The sequence below is a fragment of the Comamonas thiooxydans genome, from assembly GCF_002157685.2.
Taxonomy (GTDB): Bacteria; Pseudomonadota; Gammaproteobacteria; order Burkholderiales; family Burkholderiaceae_C; genus Comamonas; species Comamonas testosteroni_H.
Genome location: NZ_AP026738.1, coordinates 512581 through 531986 on the forward strand (window position 1 = coordinate 512581; position 19406 = coordinate 531986).

The window sequence follows — 19406 nt, forward strand, 5'->3', positions numbered from 1 at the left end:
TCTGATTTTGCACTCAGTTCCTTAAAAAAATACAGCCGATAAGCGTGGGCGTTTGAGGGCAAGCAGCCAGTTCTTCGGAACAAAACTCTTCGGAGTTATCAAATGCTCACAAAAACAGTAATGAGGAAGAATTTATTCTTCTTGATTCCGTCAAGTGAGTGAGCAGTCGAAAGACTTTAAATTCAAGATCGAACTATAGAGTTTGATCCTGGCTCAGATTGAACGCTGGCGGCATGCTTTACACATGCAAGTCGAACGGTAACAGGTCTTCGGATGCTGACGAGTGGCGAACGGGTGAGTAATACATCGGAACGTGCCTAGTAGTGGGGGATAACTACTCGAAAGAGTAGCTAATACCGCATGAGATCTACGGATGAAAGCAGGGGACCTTCGGGCCTTGTGCTACTAGAGCGGCTGATGGCAGATTAGGTAGTTGGTGGGGTAAAGGCTTACCAAGCCTGCGATCTGTAGCTGGTCTGAGAGGACGACCAGCCACACTGGGACTGAGACACGGCCCAGACTCCTACGGGAGGCAGCAGTGGGGAATTTTGGACAATGGGCGAAAGCCTGATCCAGCAATGCCGCGTGCAGGATGAAGGCCCTCGGGTTGTAAACTGCTTTTGTACGGAACGAAAAGCCTGGGGCTAATATCCCCGGGTCATGACGGTACCGTAAGAATAAGCACCGGCTAACTACGTGCCAGCAGCCGCGGTAATACGTAGGGTGCAAGCGTTAATCGGAATTACTGGGCGTAAAGCGTGCGCAGGCGGTTTTGTAAGACAGTGGTGAAATCCCCGGGCTCAACCTGGGAACTGCCATTGTGACTGCAAGGCTAGAGTGCGGCAGAGGGGGATGGAATTCCGCGTGTAGCAGTGAAATGCGTAGATATGCGGAGGAACACCGATGGCGAAGGCAATCCCCTGGGCCTGCACTGACGCTCATGCACGAAAGCGTGGGGAGCAAACAGGATTAGATACCCTGGTAGTCCACGCCCTAAACGATGTCAACTGGTTGTTGGGTCTTAACTGACTCAGTAACGAAGCTAACGCGTGAAGTTGACCGCCTGGGGAGTACGGCCGCAAGGTTGAAACTCAAAGGAATTGACGGGGACCCGCACAAGCGGTGGATGATGTGGTTTAATTCGATGCAACGCGAAAAACCTTACCCACCTTTGACATGGCAGGAACTTACCAGAGATGGTTTGGTGCTCGAAAGAGAACCTGCACACAGGTGCTGCATGGCTGTCGTCAGCTCGTGTCGTGAGATGTTGGGTTAAGTCCCGCAACGAGCGCAACCCTTGCCATTAGTTGCTACATTCAGTTGAGCACTCTAATGGGACTGCCGGTGACAAACCGGAGGAAGGTGGGGATGACGTCAAGTCCTCATGGCCCTTATAGGTGGGGCTACACACGTCATACAATGGCTGGTACAAAGGGTTGCCAACCCGCGAGGGGGAGCTAATCCCATAAAGCCAGTCGTAGTCCGGATCGCAGTCTGCAACTCGACTGCGTGAAGTCGGAATCGCTAGTAATCGTGGATCAGAATGTCACGGTGAATACGTTCCCGGGTCTTGTACACACCGCCCGTCACACCATGGGAGCGGGTCTCGCCAGAAGTAGGTAGCCTAACCGTAAGGAGGGCGCTTACCACGGCGGGGTTCGTGACTGGGGTGAAGTCGTAACAAGGTAGCCGTATCGGAAGGTGCGGCTGGATCACCTCCTTTCTGGAAAAATGCTGCTTCAAATTGAACGTCCACACTTATCGGTTGTTGGAACAAGCCAGGTGGCCTGCTGAGTAACAGCGGGTTGCATGGAATGGGTCTGTAGCTCAGCTGGTTAGAGCACTGTGTTGATAACGCAGGGGTCGTTGGTTCGAGCCCAACTAGACCCACCAAGATTCCAATATCTGGTCAGAGGATCCCGGGGGATTAGCTCAGCTGGGAGAGCACCTGCTTTGCAAGCAGGGGGTCGTCGGTTCGATCCCGTCATCCTCCACCAAAAATGATAGCGCTAATGGTGCTATAATCGAAGGCTTCCCAATACAAAAGCAGTCTTGCAAAGACTGCTTTTGTATTGATCGAAACGTCGATCAATTGGCTGTTCTTTAAAAATTCATAGAGTCGAAATCAGCGTTGCTGGTGGAAAGCGCAAACCAAGGTTTGTGCACCGTGCCGCCAGCAACATTTTGATTGCGTCAAAACAGATATTTTGCGAATGCAAATTTATCTAGTAATGACGAATATTCTCTAAGCTGCATTGAAAGATGCAGCCAAAGATATTCACATTACGGCATAACGCGTGAGGTGCAAGACCTCACCAGTCTTTGAACACCAGGCTTTGATTCTCGCTAAGAGAGTCCAAAGTTATAGGGTCAAGTGACTAAGAGCATATGGTGGATGCCTTGGCGATGATAGGCGACGAAAGACGTGATAGCCTGCGATAAGCTTCGGGGAGCTGGCAAATAAGCTTTGATCCGGAGATTTCTGAATGGGGGAACCCACCTCGCAAGAGGTATCGTGCACTGAATACATAGGTGCACGAAGCGAACCTGGAGAACTGAAACATCTAAGTACCCAGAGGAAAAGACATCAACCGAGATTCCGATAGTAGTGGCGAGCGAATTCGGAAGAGCCTTGCAGTGATAGTCGATCAGTTAACAAAACGGCATGGAAAGGCCGACCATAGTGGGTGATAGTCCCGTATGTGAAAACCGATCGGTGGTACTAGGCTGCAGACAAGTAGGGCGGGGCACGAGAAACCCTGTCTGAATATGGGGGGACCATCCTCCAAGGCTAAATACTCATCATCGACCGATAGTGAACCAGTACCGTGAGGGAAAGGCGAAAAGAACCCCGGGAGGGGAGTGAAATAGATCCTGAAACCGTATGCTTACAAAAAGTCGGAGCCCTTAGGGGTGACGGCGTACCTTTTGTATAATGGGTCAGCGACTTACATTCAGTGGCAAGCTTAACCGAATAGGGGAGGCGAAGAGAAATCGAGTCCGAATAGGGCGACTAGTCGCTGGGTGTAGACCCGAAACCAAGTGATCTATCCATGGCCAGGATGAAGGTGCCGTAACAGGTACTGGAGGTCCGAACCCACTAATGTTGCAAAATTAGGGGATGAGCTGTGGATAGGGGTGAAAGGCTAAACAAACTTGGAAATAGCTGGTTCTCTCCGAAAACTATTTAGGTAGTGCCTCAAGTATTACCGTCGGGGGTAGAGCACTGTTTAGGCTAGGGGGTCATGGCGACTTACCAAACCTATGCAAACTCCGAATACCGACGAGTACAGCTTGGGAGACAGAGCACCGGGTGCTAACGTCCGGACTCAAGAGGGAAACAACCCAGACCGCCAGCTAAGGTCCCTAAAACGGGCTAAGTGGGAAACGAAGTGGGAAGGCTAAAACAGTCAGGATGTTGGCTTAGAAGCAGCCATCATTTAAAGAAAGCGTAATAGCTCACTGATCGAGTCGTCCTGCGCGGAAGATGTAACGGGGCTAAGCCAGTTACCGAAGCTGCGGATTTGCAATTTATTGCAAGTGGTAGGAGAGCGTTCTGTAAGCCTGTGAAGGTGTCTGGTAACGGATGCTGGAGGTATCAGAAGTGCGAATGCTGACATGAGTAGCGTTAAAGGGGGTGAAAAGCCCCCTCGCCGTAAGCGCAAGGTTTCCTACGCAACGTTCATCGGCGTAGGGTGAGTCGGCCCCTAAGGCGAGGCAGAGATGCGTAGCTGATGGGAAACAGGTCAATATTCCTGTACCGATCAATAGTGCGATGTGGGGACGGAGAAGGTTAGCTCAGCCAACTGTTGGATATGTTGGTTCAAGCCTGTAGTCGTGCCTGGTAGGCAAATCCGCCAGGCTTAGATGAGGGGTGATAACGAGTCTGCTTGCAGACGAAGTGAGTGATACCCTGCTTCCAGGAAAAGCCACTAAGCTTCAGCTATTGACGACCGTACCGCAAACCGACACTGGTGCGCGAGATGAGTATTCTAAGGCGCTTGAGAGAACTCAGGAGAAGGAACTCGGCAAATTGACACCGTAACTTCGGGAGAAGGTGTACCCCAAGTAAGTGAAGTTGTACAAACGGAGCTCAAAGGGGTTGCAAAAAATTGGTGGCTGCGACTGTTTAATAAAAACACAGCACTCTGCAAACACGAAAGTGGACGTATAGGGTGTGACGCCTGCCCGGTGCTGGAAGATTAAATGATGGGGTGCAAGCTCTTGATTGAAGTCCCAGTAAACGGCGGCCGTAACTATAACGGTCCTAAGGTAGCGAAATTCCTTGTCGGGTAAGTTCCGACCTGCACGAATGGCGTAACGATGGCCACACTGTCTCCTCCTGAGACTCAGCGAAGTTGAAATGTTTGTGATGATGCAATCTCCCCGCGGAAAGACGGAAAGACCCCATGAACCTTTACTGTAGCTTTGTATTGGACTTTGAACGGATCTGTGTAGGATAGGTGGGAGGCTTTGAAGTGCGGTCGCTAGATCGCATGGAGCCGACGTTGAAATACCACCCTGGTGCGTTTGAGGTTCTAACCTGGATCCATTATCTGGATCGGGGACAGTGCATGGTAGGCAGTTTGACTGGGGCGGTCTCCTCCCAAAGCGTAACGGAGGAGTTCGAAGGTACGCTAGTTACGGTCGGACATCGTGACGATAGTGCAATGGCATAAGCGTGCTTAACTGCGAGACTGACAAGTCGAGCAGATGCGAAAGCAGGACATAGTGATCCGGTGGTTCTGTATGGAAGGGCCATCGCTCAACGGATAAAAGGTACTCTGGGGATAACAGGCTGATACCGCCCAAGAGTTCATATCGACGGCGGTGTTTGGCACCTCGATGTCGGCTCATCTCATCCTGGGGCTGTAGTCGGTCCCAAGGGTATGGCTGTTCGCCATTTAAAGAGGTACGTGAGCTGGGTTTAAAACGTCGTGAGACAGTTTGGTCCCTATCTTCCGTGGGCGCTGCAGATTTGAGGAAGCCTGCTCCTAGTACGAGAGGACCGGAGTGGACACACCTCTGGTGTACCTGTTGTCACGCCAGTGGCATCGCAGGGTAGCTAAGTGTGGAAGAGATAACCGCTGAAAGCATCTAAGCGGGAAACTCGTTTCAAGATGAGATCTGCCGGGGCCTTGAGCCCCCTGAAGGGTCGTTGTAGACCACGACGTTGATAGGCTGGGTGTGGAAGCGCAGTAATGCGTTAAGCTAACCAGTACTAATTGCCCGTGCGGCTTGACCCTATAACTTTGGGTAAGCCTGGAAAAACAAAAGACAGAACGTAAGTTCTAGTTATGCCGAAAAGGCGCAATCGAAAAGCTGATTGAAGACTCTATGAATTCGTTGGACTGAAGGTGAGCGAGATTAAGAAGTTAATCGAGGCGCCGTCAATCTGACAAAAAGTTTATGCCTGATGACCATAGCAAGTTGGTACCACTCCTTCCCATCCCGAACAGGACAGTGAAACGACTTTGCGCCGATGATAGTGCGGGTTCCCGTGTGAAAGTAGGTCATCGTCAGGCTCTTACGCCAAAACGCCTGGCTCACGCCAGGCGTTTTCTTCTCCCTCCTTGTGCTGAGGGGTGAGAAGAAAACGCAAAAACGTTTTAAAAGTGCTGTGAAAACAGTGCTACAATAGAAGGCTTCGCTGATCGCAGCAAGCAACGAGATTCAAGATCAGGATTTCTGATTTTGCACTCGGTTCCTTAAAAAAATACAGCCGATAAGCGTGGGCGTTTGAGGGCAAGCAGCCAGTTCTTCGGAACAAAACTCTTCGGAGTTATCAAACGCTCACAAAAACAGTAATGAGGAAGAATTTATTCTTCTTGATTCCGTCAAGTGAGTGAGCAGTCGAAAGACTTTAAATTCAAGATCGAACTATAGAGTTTGATCCTGGCTCAGATTGAACGCTGGCGGCATGCTTTACACATGCAAGTCGAACGGTAACAGGTCTTCGGATGCTGACGAGTGGCGAACGGGTGAGTAATACATCGGAACGTGCCTAGTAGTGGGGGATAACTACTCGAAAGAGTAGCTAATACCGCATGAGATCTACGGATGAAAGCAGGGGACCTTCGGGCCTTGTGCTACTAGAGCGGCTGATGGCAGATTAGGTAGTTGGTGGGGTAAAGGCTTACCAAGCCTGCGATCTGTAGCTGGTCTGAGAGGACGACCAGCCACACTGGGACTGAGACACGGCCCAGACTCCTACGGGAGGCAGCAGTGGGGAATTTTGGACAATGGGCGAAAGCCTGATCCAGCAATGCCGCGTGCAGGATGAAGGCCCTCGGGTTGTAAACTGCTTTTGTACGGAACGAAAAGCCTGGGGCTAATATCCCCGGGTCATGACGGTACCGTAAGAATAAGCACCGGCTAACTACGTGCCAGCAGCCGCGGTAATACGTAGGGTGCAAGCGTTAATCGGAATTACTGGGCGTAAAGCGTGCGCAGGCGGTTTTGTAAGACAGTGGTGAAATCCCCGGGCTCAACCTGGGAACTGCCATTGTGACTGCAAGGCTAGAGTGCGGCAGAGGGGGATGGAATTCCGCGTGTAGCAGTGAAATGCGTAGATATGCGGAGGAACACCGATGGCGAAGGCAATCCCCTGGGCCTGCACTGACGCTCATGCACGAAAGCGTGGGGAGCAAACAGGATTAGATACCCTGGTAGTCCACGCCCTAAACGATGTCAACTGGTTGTTGGGTCTTAACTGACTCAGTAACGAAGCTAACGCGTGAAGTTGACCGCCTGGGGAGTACGGCCGCAAGGTTGAAACTCAAAGGAATTGACGGGGACCCGCACAAGCGGTGGATGATGTGGTTTAATTCGATGCAACGCGAAAAACCTTACCCACCTTTGACATGGCAGGAACTTACCAGAGATGGTTTGGTGCTCGAAAGAGAACCTGCACACAGGTGCTGCATGGCTGTCGTCAGCTCGTGTCGTGAGATGTTGGGTTAAGTCCCGCAACGAGCGCAACCCTTGCCATTAGTTGCTACATTCAGTTGAGCACTCTAATGGGACTGCCGGTGACAAACCGGAGGAAGGTGGGGATGACGTCAAGTCCTCATGGCCCTTATAGGTGGGGCTACACACGTCATACAATGGCTGGTACAAAGGGTTGCCAACCCGCGAGGGGGAGCTAATCCCATAAAGCCAGTCGTAGTCCGGATCGCAGTCTGCAACTCGACTGCGTGAAGTCGGAATCGCTAGTAATCGTGGATCAGAATGTCACGGTGAATACGTTCCCGGGTCTTGTACACACCGCCCGTCACACCATGGGAGCGGGTCTCGCCAGAAGTAGGTAGCCTAACCGTAAGGAGGGCGCTTACCACGGCGGGGTTCGTGACTGGGGTGAAGTCGTAACAAGGTAGCCGTATCGGAAGGTGCGGCTGGATCACCTCCTTTCTGGAAAAATGCTGCTTCAAATTGAACGTCCACACTTATCGGTTGTTGGAACAAGCCAGGTGGCCTGCTGAGTAACAGCGGGTTGCATGGAATGGGTCTGTAGCTCAGCTGGTTAGAGCACTGTGTTGATAACGCAGGGGTCGTTGGTTCGAGCCCAACTAGACCCACCAAGATTCCAATATCTGGTCAGAGGATCCCGGGGGATTAGCTCAGCTGGGAGAGCACCTGCTTTGCAAGCAGGGGGTCGTCGGTTCGATCCCGTCATCCTCCACCAAAAATGATAGCGCTAATGGTGCTATAATCGAAGGCTTCCCAATACAAAAGCAGTCTTGCAAAGACTGCTTTTGTATTGATCGAAACGTCGATCAATTGGCTGTTCTTTAAAAATTCATAGAGTCGAAATCAGCGTTGCTGGTGGAAAGCGCAAACCAAGGTTTGTGCACCGTGCCGCCAGCAACATTTTGATTGCGTCAAAACAGATATTTTGCGAATGCAAATTTATCTAGTAATGACGAATATTCTCTAAGCTGCATTGAAAGATGCAGCCAAAGATATTCACATTACGGCATAACGCGTGAGGTGCAAGACCTCACCAGTCTTTGAACACCAGGCTTTGATTCTCGCTAAGAGAGTCCAAAGTTATAGGGTCAAGTGACTAAGAGCATATGGTGGATGCCTTGGCGATGATAGGCGACGAAAGACGTGATAGCCTGCGATAAGCTTCGGGGAGCTGGCAAATAAGCTTTGATCCGGAGATTTCTGAATGGGGGAACCCACCTCGCAAGAGGTATCGTGCACTGAATACATAGGTGCACGAAGCGAACCTGGAGAACTGAAACATCTAAGTACCCAGAGGAAAAGACATCAACCGAGATTCCGATAGTAGTGGCGAGCGAATTCGGAAGAGCCTTGCAGTGATAGTCGATCAGTTAACAAAACGGCATGGAAAGGCCGACCATAGTGGGTGATAGTCCCGTATGTGAAAACCGATCGGTGGTACTAGGCTGCAGACAAGTAGGGCGGGGCACGAGAAACCCTGTCTGAATATGGGGGGACCATCCTCCAAGGCTAAATACTCATCATCGACCGATAGTGAACCAGTACCGTGAGGGAAAGGCGAAAAGAACCCCGGGAGGGGAGTGAAATAGATCCTGAAACCGTATGCTTACAAAAAGTCGGAGCCCTTAGGGGTGACGGCGTACCTTTTGTATAATGGGTCAGCGACTTACATTCAGTGGCAAGCTTAACCGAATAGGGGAGGCGAAGAGAAATCGAGTCCGAATAGGGCGACTAGTCGCTGGGTGTAGACCCGAAACCAAGTGATCTATCCATGGCCAGGATGAAGGTGCCGTAACAGGTACTGGAGGTCCGAACCCACTAATGTTGCAAAATTAGGGGATGAGCTGTGGATAGGGGTGAAAGGCTAAACAAACTTGGAAATAGCTGGTTCTCTCCGAAAACTATTTAGGTAGTGCCTCAAGTATTACCGTCGGGGGTAGAGCACTGTTTAGGCTAGGGGGTCATGGCGACTTACCAAACCTATGCAAACTCCGAATACCGACGAGTACAGCTTGGGAGACAGAGCACCGGGTGCTAACGTCCGGACTCAAGAGGGAAACAACCCAGACCGCCAGCTAAGGTCCCTAAAACGGGCTAAGTGGGAAACGAAGTGGGAAGGCTAAAACAGTCAGGATGTTGGCTTAGAAGCAGCCATCATTTAAAGAAAGCGTAATAGCTCACTGATCGAGTCGTCCTGCGCGGAAGATGTAACGGGGCTAAGCCAGTTACCGAAGCTGCGGATTTGCAATTTATTGCAAGTGGTAGGAGAGCGTTCTGTAAGCCTGTGAAGGTGTCTGGTAACGGATGCTGGAGGTATCAGAAGTGCGAATGCTGACATGAGTAGCGTTAAAGGGGGTGAAAAGCCCCCTCGCCGTAAGCGCAAGGTTTCCTACGCAACGTTCATCGGCGTAGGGTGAGTCGGCCCCTAAGGCGAGGCAGAGATGCGTAGCTGATGGGAAACAGGTCAATATTCCTGTACCGATCAATAGTGCGATGTGGGGACGGAGAAGGTTAGCTCAGCCAACTGTTGGATATGTTGGTTCAAGCCTGTAGTCGTGCCTGGTAGGCAAATCCGCCAGGCTTAGATGAGGGGTGATAACGAGTCTGCTTGCAGACGAAGTGAGTGATACCCTGCTTCCAGGAAAAGCCACTAAGCTTCAGCTATTGACGACCGTACCGCAAACCGACACTGGTGCGCGAGATGAGTATTCTAAGGCGCTTGAGAGAACTCAGGAGAAGGAACTCGGCAAATTGACACCGTAACTTCGGGAGAAGGTGTACCCCAAGTAAGTGAAGTTGTACAAACGGAGCTCAAAGGGGTTGCAAAAAATTGGTGGCTGCGACTGTTTAATAAAAACACAGCACTCTGCAAACACGAAAGTGGACGTATAGGGTGTGACGCCTGCCCGGTGCTGGAAGATTAAATGATGGGGTGCAAGCTCTTGATTGAAGTCCCAGTAAACGGCGGCCGTAACTATAACGGTCCTAAGGTAGCGAAATTCCTTGTCGGGTAAGTTCCGACCTGCACGAATGGCGTAACGATGGCCACACTGTCTCCTCCTGAGACTCAGCGAAGTTGAAATGTTTGTGATGATGCAATCTCCCCGCGGAAAGACGGAAAGACCCCATGAACCTTTACTGTAGCTTTGTATTGGACTTTGAACGGATCTGTGTAGGATAGGTGGGAGGCTTTGAAGTGCGGTCGCTAGATCGCATGGAGCCGACGTTGAAATACCACCCTGGTGCGTTTGAGGTTCTAACCTGGATCCATTATCTGGATCGGGGACAGTGCATGGTAGGCAGTTTGACTGGGGCGGTCTCCTCCCAAAGCGTAACGGAGGAGTTCGAAGGTACGCTAGTTACGGTCGGACATCGTGACGATAGTGCAATGGCATAAGCGTGCTTAACTGCGAGACTGACAAGTCGAGCAGATGCGAAAGCAGGACATAGTGATCCGGTGGTTCTGTATGGAAGGGCCATCGCTCAACGGATAAAAGGTACTCTGGGGATAACAGGCTGATACCGCCCAAGAGTTCATATCGACGGCGGTGTTTGGCACCTCGATGTCGGCTCATCTCATCCTGGGGCTGTAGTCGGTCCCAAGGGTATGGCTGTTCGCCATTTAAAGAGGTACGTGAGCTGGGTTTAAAACGTCGTGAGACAGTTTGGTCCCTATCTTCCGTGGGCGCTGCAGATTTGAGGAAGCCTGCTCCTAGTACGAGAGGACCGGAGTGGACACACCTCTGGTGTACCTGTTGTCACGCCAGTGGCATCGCAGGGTAGCTAAGTGTGGAAGAGATAACCGCTGAAAGCATCTAAGCGGGAAACTCGTTTCAAGATGAGATCTGCCGGGGCCTTGAGCCCCCTGAAGGGTCGTTGTAGACCACGACGTTGATAGGCTGGGTGTGGAAGCGCAGTAATGCGTTAAGCTAACCAGTACTAATTGCCCGTGCGGCTTGACCCTATAACTTTGGGTAAGCCTGGAAAAACAAAAGACAGAACGTAAGTTCTAGTTATGCCGAAAAGGCGCAATCGAAAAGCTGATTGAAGACTCTATGAATTCGTTGGACTGAAGGTGAGCGAGATTAAGAAGTTAATCGAGGCGCCGTCAATCTGACAAAAAGTTTATGCCTGATGACCATAGCAAGTTGGTACCACTCCTTCCCATCCCGAACAGGACAGTGAAACGACTTTGCGCCGATGATAGTGCGGGTTCCCGTGTGAAAGTAGGTCATCGTCAGGCTCTTACGCCAAAACGCCTGGCTCACGCCAGGCGTTTTCTTCTCCCTCCTTGTGCTGAGGGGTGAGAAGAAAACGCAAAAACGTTTTAAAAGTGCTGTGAAAACAGTGCTACAATAGAAGGCTTCGCTGATCGCAGCAAGCAACGAGATTCAAGATCAGGATTTCTGATTTTGCACTCGGTTCCTTAAAAAAATACAGCCGATAAGCGTGGGCGTTTGAGGGCAAGCAGCCAGTTCTTCGGAACAAAACTCTTCGGAGTTATCAAACGCTCACAAAAACAGTAATGAGGAAGAATTTATTCTTCTTGATTCCGTCAAGTGAGTGAGCAGTCGAAAGACTTTAAATTCAAGATCGAACTATAGAGTTTGATCCTGGCTCAGATTGAACGCTGGCGGCATGCTTTACACATGCAAGTCGAACGGTAACAGGTCTTCGGATGCTGACGAGTGGCGAACGGGTGAGTAATACATCGGAACGTGCCTAGTAGTGGGGGATAACTACTCGAAAGAGTAGCTAATACCGCATGAGATCTACGGATGAAAGCAGGGGACCTTCGGGCCTTGTGCTACTAGAGCGGCTGATGGCAGATTAGGTAGTTGGTGGGGTAAAGGCTTACCAAGCCTGCGATCTGTAGCTGGTCTGAGAGGACGACCAGCCACACTGGGACTGAGACACGGCCCAGACTCCTACGGGAGGCAGCAGTGGGGAATTTTGGACAATGGGCGAAAGCCTGATCCAGCAATGCCGCGTGCAGGATGAAGGCCCTCGGGTTGTAAACTGCTTTTGTACGGAACGAAAAGCCTGGGGCTAATATCCCCGGGTCATGACGGTACCGTAAGAATAAGCACCGGCTAACTACGTGCCAGCAGCCGCGGTAATACGTAGGGTGCAAGCGTTAATCGGAATTACTGGGCGTAAAGCGTGCGCAGGCGGTTTTGTAAGACAGTGGTGAAATCCCCGGGCTCAACCTGGGAACTGCCATTGTGACTGCAAGGCTAGAGTGCGGCAGAGGGGGATGGAATTCCGCGTGTAGCAGTGAAATGCGTAGATATGCGGAGGAACACCGATGGCGAAGGCAATCCCCTGGGCCTGCACTGACGCTCATGCACGAAAGCGTGGGGAGCAAACAGGATTAGATACCCTGGTAGTCCACGCCCTAAACGATGTCAACTGGTTGTTGGGTCTTAACTGACTCAGTAACGAAGCTAACGCGTGAAGTTGACCGCCTGGGGAGTACGGCCGCAAGGTTGAAACTCAAAGGAATTGACGGGGACCCGCACAAGCGGTGGATGATGTGGTTTAATTCGATGCAACGCGAAAAACCTTACCCACCTTTGACATGGCAGGAACTTACCAGAGATGGTTTGGTGCTCGAAAGAGAACCTGCACACAGGTGCTGCATGGCTGTCGTCAGCTCGTGTCGTGAGATGTTGGGTTAAGTCCCGCAACGAGCGCAACCCTTGCCATTAGTTGCTACATTCAGTTGAGCACTCTAATGGGACTGCCGGTGACAAACCGGAGGAAGGTGGGGATGACGTCAAGTCCTCATGGCCCTTATAGGTGGGGCTACACACGTCATACAATGGCTGGTACAAAGGGTTGCCAACCCGCGAGGGGGAGCTAATCCCATAAAGCCAGTCGTAGTCCGGATCGCAGTCTGCAACTCGACTGCGTGAAGTCGGAATCGCTAGTAATCGTGGATCAGAATGTCACGGTGAATACGTTCCCGGGTCTTGTACACACCGCCCGTCACACCATGGGAGCGGGTCTCGCCAGAAGTAGGTAGCCTAACCGTAAGGAGGGCGCTTACCACGGCGGGGTTCGTGACTGGGGTGAAGTCGTAACAAGGTAGCCGTATCGGAAGGTGCGGCTGGATCACCTCCTTTCTGGAAAAATGCTGCTTCAAATTGAACGTCCACACTTATCGGTTGTTGGAACAAGCCAGGTGGCCTGCTGAGTAACAGCGGGTTGCATGGAATGGGTCTGTAGCTCAGCTGGTTAGAGCACTGTGTTGATAACGCAGGGGTCGTTGGTTCGAGCCCAACTAGACCCACCAAGATTCCAATATCTGGTCAGAGGATCCCGGGGGATTAGCTCAGCTGGGAGAGCACCTGCTTTGCAAGCAGGGGGTCGTCGGTTCGATCCCGTCATCCTCCACCAAAAATGATAGCGCTAATGGTGCTATAATCGAAGGCTTCCCAATACAAAAGCAGTCTTGCAAAGACTGCTTTTGTATTGATCGAAACGTCGATCAATTGGCTGTTCTTTAAAAATTCATAGAGTCGAAATCAGCGTTGCTGGTGGAAAGCGCAAACCAAGGTTTGTGCACCGTGCCGCCAGCAACATTTTGATTGCGTCAAAACAGATATTTTGCGAATGCAAATTTATCTAGTAATGACGAATATTCTCTAAGCTGCATTGAAAGATGCAGCCAAAGATATTCACATTACGGCATAACGCGTGAGGTGCAAGACCTCACCAGTCTTTGAACACCAGGCTTTGATTCTCGCTAAGAGAGTCCAAAGTTATAGGGTCAAGTGACTAAGAGCATATGGTGGATGCCTTGGCGATGATAGGCGACGAAAGACGTGATAGCCTGCGATAAGCTTCGGGGAGCTGGCAAATAAGCTTTGATCCGGAGATTTCTGAATGGGGGAACCCACCTCGCAAGAGGTATCGTGCACTGAATACATAGGTGCACGAAGCGAACCTGGAGAACTGAAACATCTAAGTACCCAGAGGAAAAGACATCAACCGAGATTCCGATAGTAGTGGCGAGCGAATTCGGAAGAGCCTTGCAGTGATAGTCGATCAGTTAACAAAACGGCATGGAAAGGCCGACCATAGTGGGTGATAGTCCCGTATGTGAAAACCGATCGGTGGTACTAGGCTGCAGACAAGTAGGGCGGGGCACGAGAAACCCTGTCTGAATATGGGGGGACCATCCTCCAAGGCTAAATACTCATCATCGACCGATAGTGAACCAGTACCGTGAGGGAAAGGCGAAAAGAACCCCGGGAGGGGAGTGAAATAGATCCTGAAACCGTATGCTTACAAAAAGTCGGAGCCCTTAGGGGTGACGGCGTACCTTTTGTATAATGGGTCAGCGACTTACATTCAGTGGCAAGCTTAACCGAATAGGGGAGGCGAAGAGAAATCGAGTCCGAATAGGGCGACTAGTCGCTGGGTGTAGACCCGAAACCAAGTGATCTATCCATGGCCAGGATGAAGGTGCCGTAACAGGTACTGGAGGTCCGAACCCACTAATGTTGCAAAATTAGGGGATGAGCTGTGGATAGGGGTGAAAGGCTAAACAAACTTGGAAATAGCTGGTTCTCTCCGAAAACTATTTAGGTAGTGCCTCAAGTATTACCGTCGGGGGTAGAGCACTGTTTAGGCTAGGGGGTCATGGCGACTTACCAAACCTATGCAAACTCCGAATACCGACGAGTACAGCTTGGGAGACAGAGCACCGGGTGCTAACGTCCGGACTCAAGAGGGAAACAACCCAGACCGCCAGCTAAGGTCCCTAAAACGGGCTAAGTGGGAAACGAAGTGGGAAGGCTAAAACAGTCAGGATGTTGGCTTAGAAGCAGCCATCATTTAAAGAAAGCGTAATAGCTCACTGATCGAGTCGTCCTGCGCGGAAGATGTAACGGGGCTAAGCCAGTTACCGAAGCTGCGGATTTGCAATTTATTGCAAGTGGTAGGAGAGCGTTCTGTAAGCCTGTGAAGGTGTCTGGTAACGGATGCTGGAGGTATCAGAAGTGCGAATGCTGACATGAGTAGCGTTAAAGGGGGTGAAAAGCCCCCTCGCCGTAAGCGCAAGGTTTCCTACGCAACGTTCATCGGCGTAGGGTGAGTCGGCCCCTAAGGCGAGGCAGAGATGCGTAGCTGATGGGAAACAGGTCAATATTCCTGTACCGATCAATAGTGCGATGTGGGGACGGAGAAGGTTAGCTCAGCCAACTGTTGGATATGTTGGTTCAAGCCTGTAGTCGTGCCTGGTAGGCAAATCCGCCAGGCTTAGATGAGGGGTGATAACGAGTCTGCTTGCAGACGAAGTGAGTGATACCCTGCTTCCAGGAAAAGCCACTAAGCTTCAGCTATTGACGACCGTACCGCAAACCGACACTGGTGCGCGAGATGAGTATTCTAAGGCGCTTGAGAGAACTCAGGAGAAGGAACTCGGCAAATTGACACCGTAACTTCGGGAGAAGGTGTACCCCAAGTAAGTGAAGTTGTACAAACGGAGCTCAAAGGGGTTGCAAAAAATTGGTGGCTGCGACTGTTTAATAAAAACACAGCACTCTGCAAACACGAAAGTGGACGTATAGGGTGTGACGCCTGCCCGGTGCTGGAAGATTAAATGATGGGGTGCAAGCTCTTGATTGAAGTCCCAGTAAACGGCGGCCGTAACTATAACGGTCCTAAGGTAGCGAAATTCCTTGTCGGGTAAGTTCCGACCTGCACGAATGGCGTAACGATGGCCACACTGTCTCCTCCTGAGACTCAGCGAAGTTGAAATGTTTGTGATGATGCAATCTCCCCGCGGAAAGACGGAAAGACCCCATGAACCTTTACTGTAGCTTTGTATTGGACTTTGAACGGATCTGTGTAGGATAGGTGGGAGGCTTTGAAGTGCGGTCGCTAGATCGCATGGAGCCGACGTTGAAATACCACCCTGGTGCGTTTGAGGTTCTAACCTGGATCCATTATCTGGATCGGGGACAGTGCATGGTAGGCAGTTTGACTGGGGCGGTCTCCTCCCAAAGCGTAACGGAGGAGTTCGAAGGTACGCTAGTTACGGTCGGACATCGTGACGATAGTGCAATGGCATAAGCGTGCTTAACTGCGAGACTGACAAGTCGAGCAGATGCGAAAGCAGGACATAGTGATCCGGTGGTTCTGTATGGAAGGGCCATCGCTCAACGGATAAAAGGTACTCTGGGGATAACAGGCTGATACCGCCCAAGAGTTCATATCGACGGCGGTGTTTGGCACCTCGATGTCGGCTCATCTCATCCTGGGGCTGTAGTCGGTCCCAAGGGTATGGCTGTTCGCCATTTAAAGAGGTACGTGAGCTGGGTTTAAAACGTCGTGAGACAGTTTGGTCCCTATCTTCCGTGGGCGCTGCAGATTTGAGGAAGCCTGCTCCTAGTACGAGAGGACCGGAGTGGACACACCTCTGGTGTACCTGTTGTCACGCCAGTGGCATCGCAGGGTAGCTAAGTGTGGAAGAGATAACCGCTGAAAGCATCTAAGCGGGAAACTCGTTTCAAGATGAGATCTGCCGGGGCCTTGAGCCCCCTGAAGGGTCGTTGTAGACCACGACGTTGATAGGCTGGGTGTGGAAGCGCAGTAATGCGTTAAGCTAACCAGTACTAATTGCCCGTGCGGCTTGACCCTATAACTTTGGGTAAGCCTGGAAAAACAAAAGACAGAACGTAAGTTCTAGTTATGCCGAAAAGGCGCAATCGAAAAGCTGATTGAAGACTCTATGAATTCGTTGGACTGAAGGTGAGCGAGATTAAGAAGTTAATCGAGGCGCCGTCAATCTGACAAAAAGTTTATGCCTGATGACCATAGCAAGTTGGTACCACTCCTTCCCATCCCGAACAGGACAGTGAAACGACTTTGCGCCGATGATAGTGCGGGTTCCCGTGTGAAAGTAGGTCATCGTCAGGCTCTTACGCCAAAACGCCTGGCTCACGCCAGGCGTTTTCTTCTCCCTCCTTGTGCTGAGGGGTGAGAAGAAAACGCAAAAACGTTTTAAAAGTGCTGTGAAAACAGTGCTACAATAGAAGGCTTCGCTGATCGCAGCAAGCAACGAGATTCAAGATCAGGATTTCTGATTTTGCACTCGGTTCCTTAAAAAAATACAGCCGATAAGCGTGGGCGTTTGAGGGCAAGCAGCCAGTTCTTCGGAACAAAACTCTTCGGAGTTATCAAACGCTCACAAAAACAGTAATGAGGAAGAATTTATTCTTCTTGATTCCGTCAAGTGAGTGAGCAGTCGAAAGACTTTAAATTCAAGATCGAACTATAGAGTTTGATCCTGGCTCAGATTGAACGCTGGCGGCATGCTTTACACATGCAAGTCGAACGGTAACAGGTCTTCGGATGCTGACGAGTGGCGAACGGGTGAGTAATACATCGGAACGTGCCTAGTAGTGGGGGATAACTACTCGAAAGAGTAGCTAATACCGCATGAGATCTACGGATGAAAGCAGGGGACCTTCGGGCCTTGTGCTACTAGAGCGGCTGATGGCAGATTAGGTAGTTGGTGGGGTAAAGGCTTACCAAGCCTGCGATCTGTAGCTGGTCTGAGAGGACGACCAGCCACACTGGGACTGAGACACGGCCCAGACTCCTACGGGAGGCAGCAGTGGGGAATTTTGGACAATGGGCGAAAGCCTGATCCAGCAATGCCGCGTGCAGGATGAAGGCCCTCGGGTTGTAAACTGCTTTTGTACGGAACGAAAAGCCTGGGGCTAATATCCCCGGGTCATGACGGTACCGTAAGAATAAGCACCGGCTAACTACGTGCCAGCAGCCGCGGTAATACGTAGGGTGCAAGCGTTAATCGGAATTACTGGGCGTAAAGCGTGCGCAGGCGGTTTTGTAAGACAGTGGTGAAATCCCCGGGCTCAACCTGGGAACTGCCATTGTGACTGCAAGGCTAGAGTGCGGCAGAGGGGGATGGAATTCCGCGTGTAGCAGTGAAATGCGTAGATATGCGGAGGAACACCGATGGCGAAGGCAATCCCCTGGGCCTGCACTGACGCTCATGCACGAAAGCGTGGGGAGCAAACAGGATTAGATACCCTGGTAGTCCACGCCCTAAACGATGTCAACTGGTTGTTGGGTCTTAACTGACTCAGTAACGAAGCTAACGCGTGAAGTTGACCGCCTGGGGAGTACGGCCGCAAGGTTGAAACTCAAAGGAATTGACGGGGACCCGCACAAGCGGTGGATGATGTGGTTTAATTCGATGCAACGCGAAAAACCTTACCCACCTTTGACATGGCAGGAACTTACCAGAGATGGTTTGGTGCTCGAAAGAGAACCTGCACACAGGTGCTGCATGGCTGTCGTCAGCTCGTGTCGTGAGATGTTGGGTTAAGTCCCGCAACGAGCGCAACCCTTGCCATTAGTTGCTACATTCAGTTGAGCACTCTAATGGGACTGCCGGTGACAAACCGGAGGAAGGTGGGGATGACGTCAAGTCCTCATGGCCCTTATAGGTGGGGCTACACACGTCATACAATGGCTGGTACAAAGGGTTGCCAACCCGCGAGGGGGAGCTAATCCCATAAAGCCAGTCGTAGTCCGGATCGCAGTCTGCAACTCGACTGCGTGAAGTCGGAATCGCTAGTAATCGTGGATCAGAATGTCACGGTGAATACGTTCCCGGGTCTTGTACACACCGCCCGTCACACCATGGGAGCGGGTCTCGCCAGAAGTAGGTAGCCTAACCGTAAGGAGGGCGCTTACCACGGCGGGGTTCGTGACTGGGGTGAAGTCGTAACAAGGTAGCCGTATCGGAAGGTGCGGCTGGATCACCTCCTTTCTGGAAAAATGCTGCTTCAAATTGAACGTCCACACTTATCGGTTGTTGGAACAAGCCAGGTGGCCTGCTGAGTAACAGCGGGTTGCATGGAATGGGTCTGTAGCTCAGCTGGTTAGAGCACTGTGTTGATAACGCAGGGGTCGTTGGTTCGAGCCCAACTAGACCCACCAAGATTCCAATATCTGGTCAGAGGATCCCGGGGGATTAGCTCAGCTGGGAGAGCACCTGCTTTGCAAGCAGGGGGTCGTCGGTTCGATCCCGTCATCCTCCACCAAAAATGATAGCGCTAATGGTGCTATAATCGAAGGCTTCCCAATACAAAAGCAGTCTTGCAAAGACTGCTTTTGTATTGATCGAAACGTCGATCAATTGGCTGTTCTTTAAAAATTCATAGAGTCGAAATCAGCGTTGCTGGTGGAAAGCGCAAACCAAGGTTTGTGCACCGTGCCGCCAGCAACATTTTGATTGCGTCAAAACAGATATTTTGCGAATGCAAATTTATCTAGTAATGACGAATATTCTCTAAGCTGCATTGAAAGATGCAGCCAAAGATATTCACATTACGGCATAACGCGTGAGGTGCAAGACCTCACCAGTCTTTGAACACCAGGCTTTGATTCTC

Annotated in this window: 8 tRNA genes and 10 rRNA genes; all 18 read left to right on the forward strand. The window is 51.1% G+C overall.

The window, feature by feature from the left end:
- Nucleotides 1–190 precede the first annotated feature (190 nt).
- A 16S ribosomal RNA gene (locus CTR2_RS02370) occupies nucleotides 191–1723 on the forward strand.
- 93 nt (nucleotides 1724–1816) lie between these two features.
- A tRNA-Ile gene (locus CTR2_RS02375) sits at nucleotides 1817–1893 on the forward strand.
- Between the two features lie 28 nt (nucleotides 1894–1921).
- A tRNA-Ala gene (locus tag CTR2_RS02380) sits at nucleotides 1922–1997 on the forward strand.
- 371 nt (nucleotides 1998–2368) lie between these two features.
- Nucleotides 2369–5246: ribosomal RNA gene (locus CTR2_RS02385) — 23S ribosomal RNA — on the forward strand.
- A gap of 166 nt (nucleotides 5247–5412) precedes the next feature.
- Nucleotides 5413–5525, forward strand: a 5S ribosomal RNA gene (gene rrf / locus CTR2_RS02390).
- Nucleotides 5526–5877: 352 nt separating this feature from the next.
- Nucleotides 5878–7410: ribosomal RNA gene (locus CTR2_RS02395) — 16S ribosomal RNA — on the forward strand.
- A gap of 93 nt (nucleotides 7411–7503) precedes the next feature.
- A tRNA-Ile gene (locus tag CTR2_RS02400) sits at nucleotides 7504–7580 on the forward strand.
- Nucleotides 7581–7608: 28 nt separating this feature from the next.
- Nucleotides 7609–7684, forward strand: a tRNA-Ala gene (locus tag CTR2_RS02405).
- Nucleotides 7685–8055: 371 nt separating this feature from the next.
- A 23S ribosomal RNA gene (locus CTR2_RS02410) occupies nucleotides 8056–10933 on the forward strand.
- Nucleotides 10934–11099: 166 nt separating this feature from the next.
- Nucleotides 11100–11212 (forward strand): 5S ribosomal RNA (rrf, locus tag CTR2_RS02415).
- A 352-nt stretch (nucleotides 11213–11564) separates the two neighbouring features.
- Nucleotides 11565–13097: ribosomal RNA gene (locus CTR2_RS02420) — 16S ribosomal RNA — on the forward strand.
- A gap of 93 nt (nucleotides 13098–13190) precedes the next feature.
- A tRNA-Ile gene (locus tag CTR2_RS02425) sits at nucleotides 13191–13267 on the forward strand.
- 28 nt (nucleotides 13268–13295) lie between these two features.
- A tRNA-Ala gene (locus CTR2_RS02430) sits at nucleotides 13296–13371 on the forward strand.
- Between the two features lie 371 nt (nucleotides 13372–13742).
- A 23S ribosomal RNA gene (locus CTR2_RS02435) occupies nucleotides 13743–16620 on the forward strand.
- Nucleotides 16621–16786: 166 nt separating this feature from the next.
- Nucleotides 16787–16899, forward strand: a 5S ribosomal RNA gene (rrf, locus tag CTR2_RS02440).
- Nucleotides 16900–17251: 352 nt separating this feature from the next.
- Nucleotides 17252–18784 (forward strand): 16S ribosomal RNA (locus tag CTR2_RS02445).
- The 16S, 23S and 5S rRNA genes sit together here with 8 tRNA genes alongside, the layout of an rRNA operon.
- 93 nt (nucleotides 18785–18877) lie before the next feature.
- Nucleotides 18878–18954 (forward strand) — tRNA-Ile (locus tag CTR2_RS02450).
- 28 nt (nucleotides 18955–18982) lie between these two features.
- A tRNA-Ala gene (locus tag CTR2_RS02455) sits at nucleotides 18983–19058 on the forward strand.
- The last annotated feature ends 348 nt before the right edge of the window (nucleotides 19059–19406 follow it).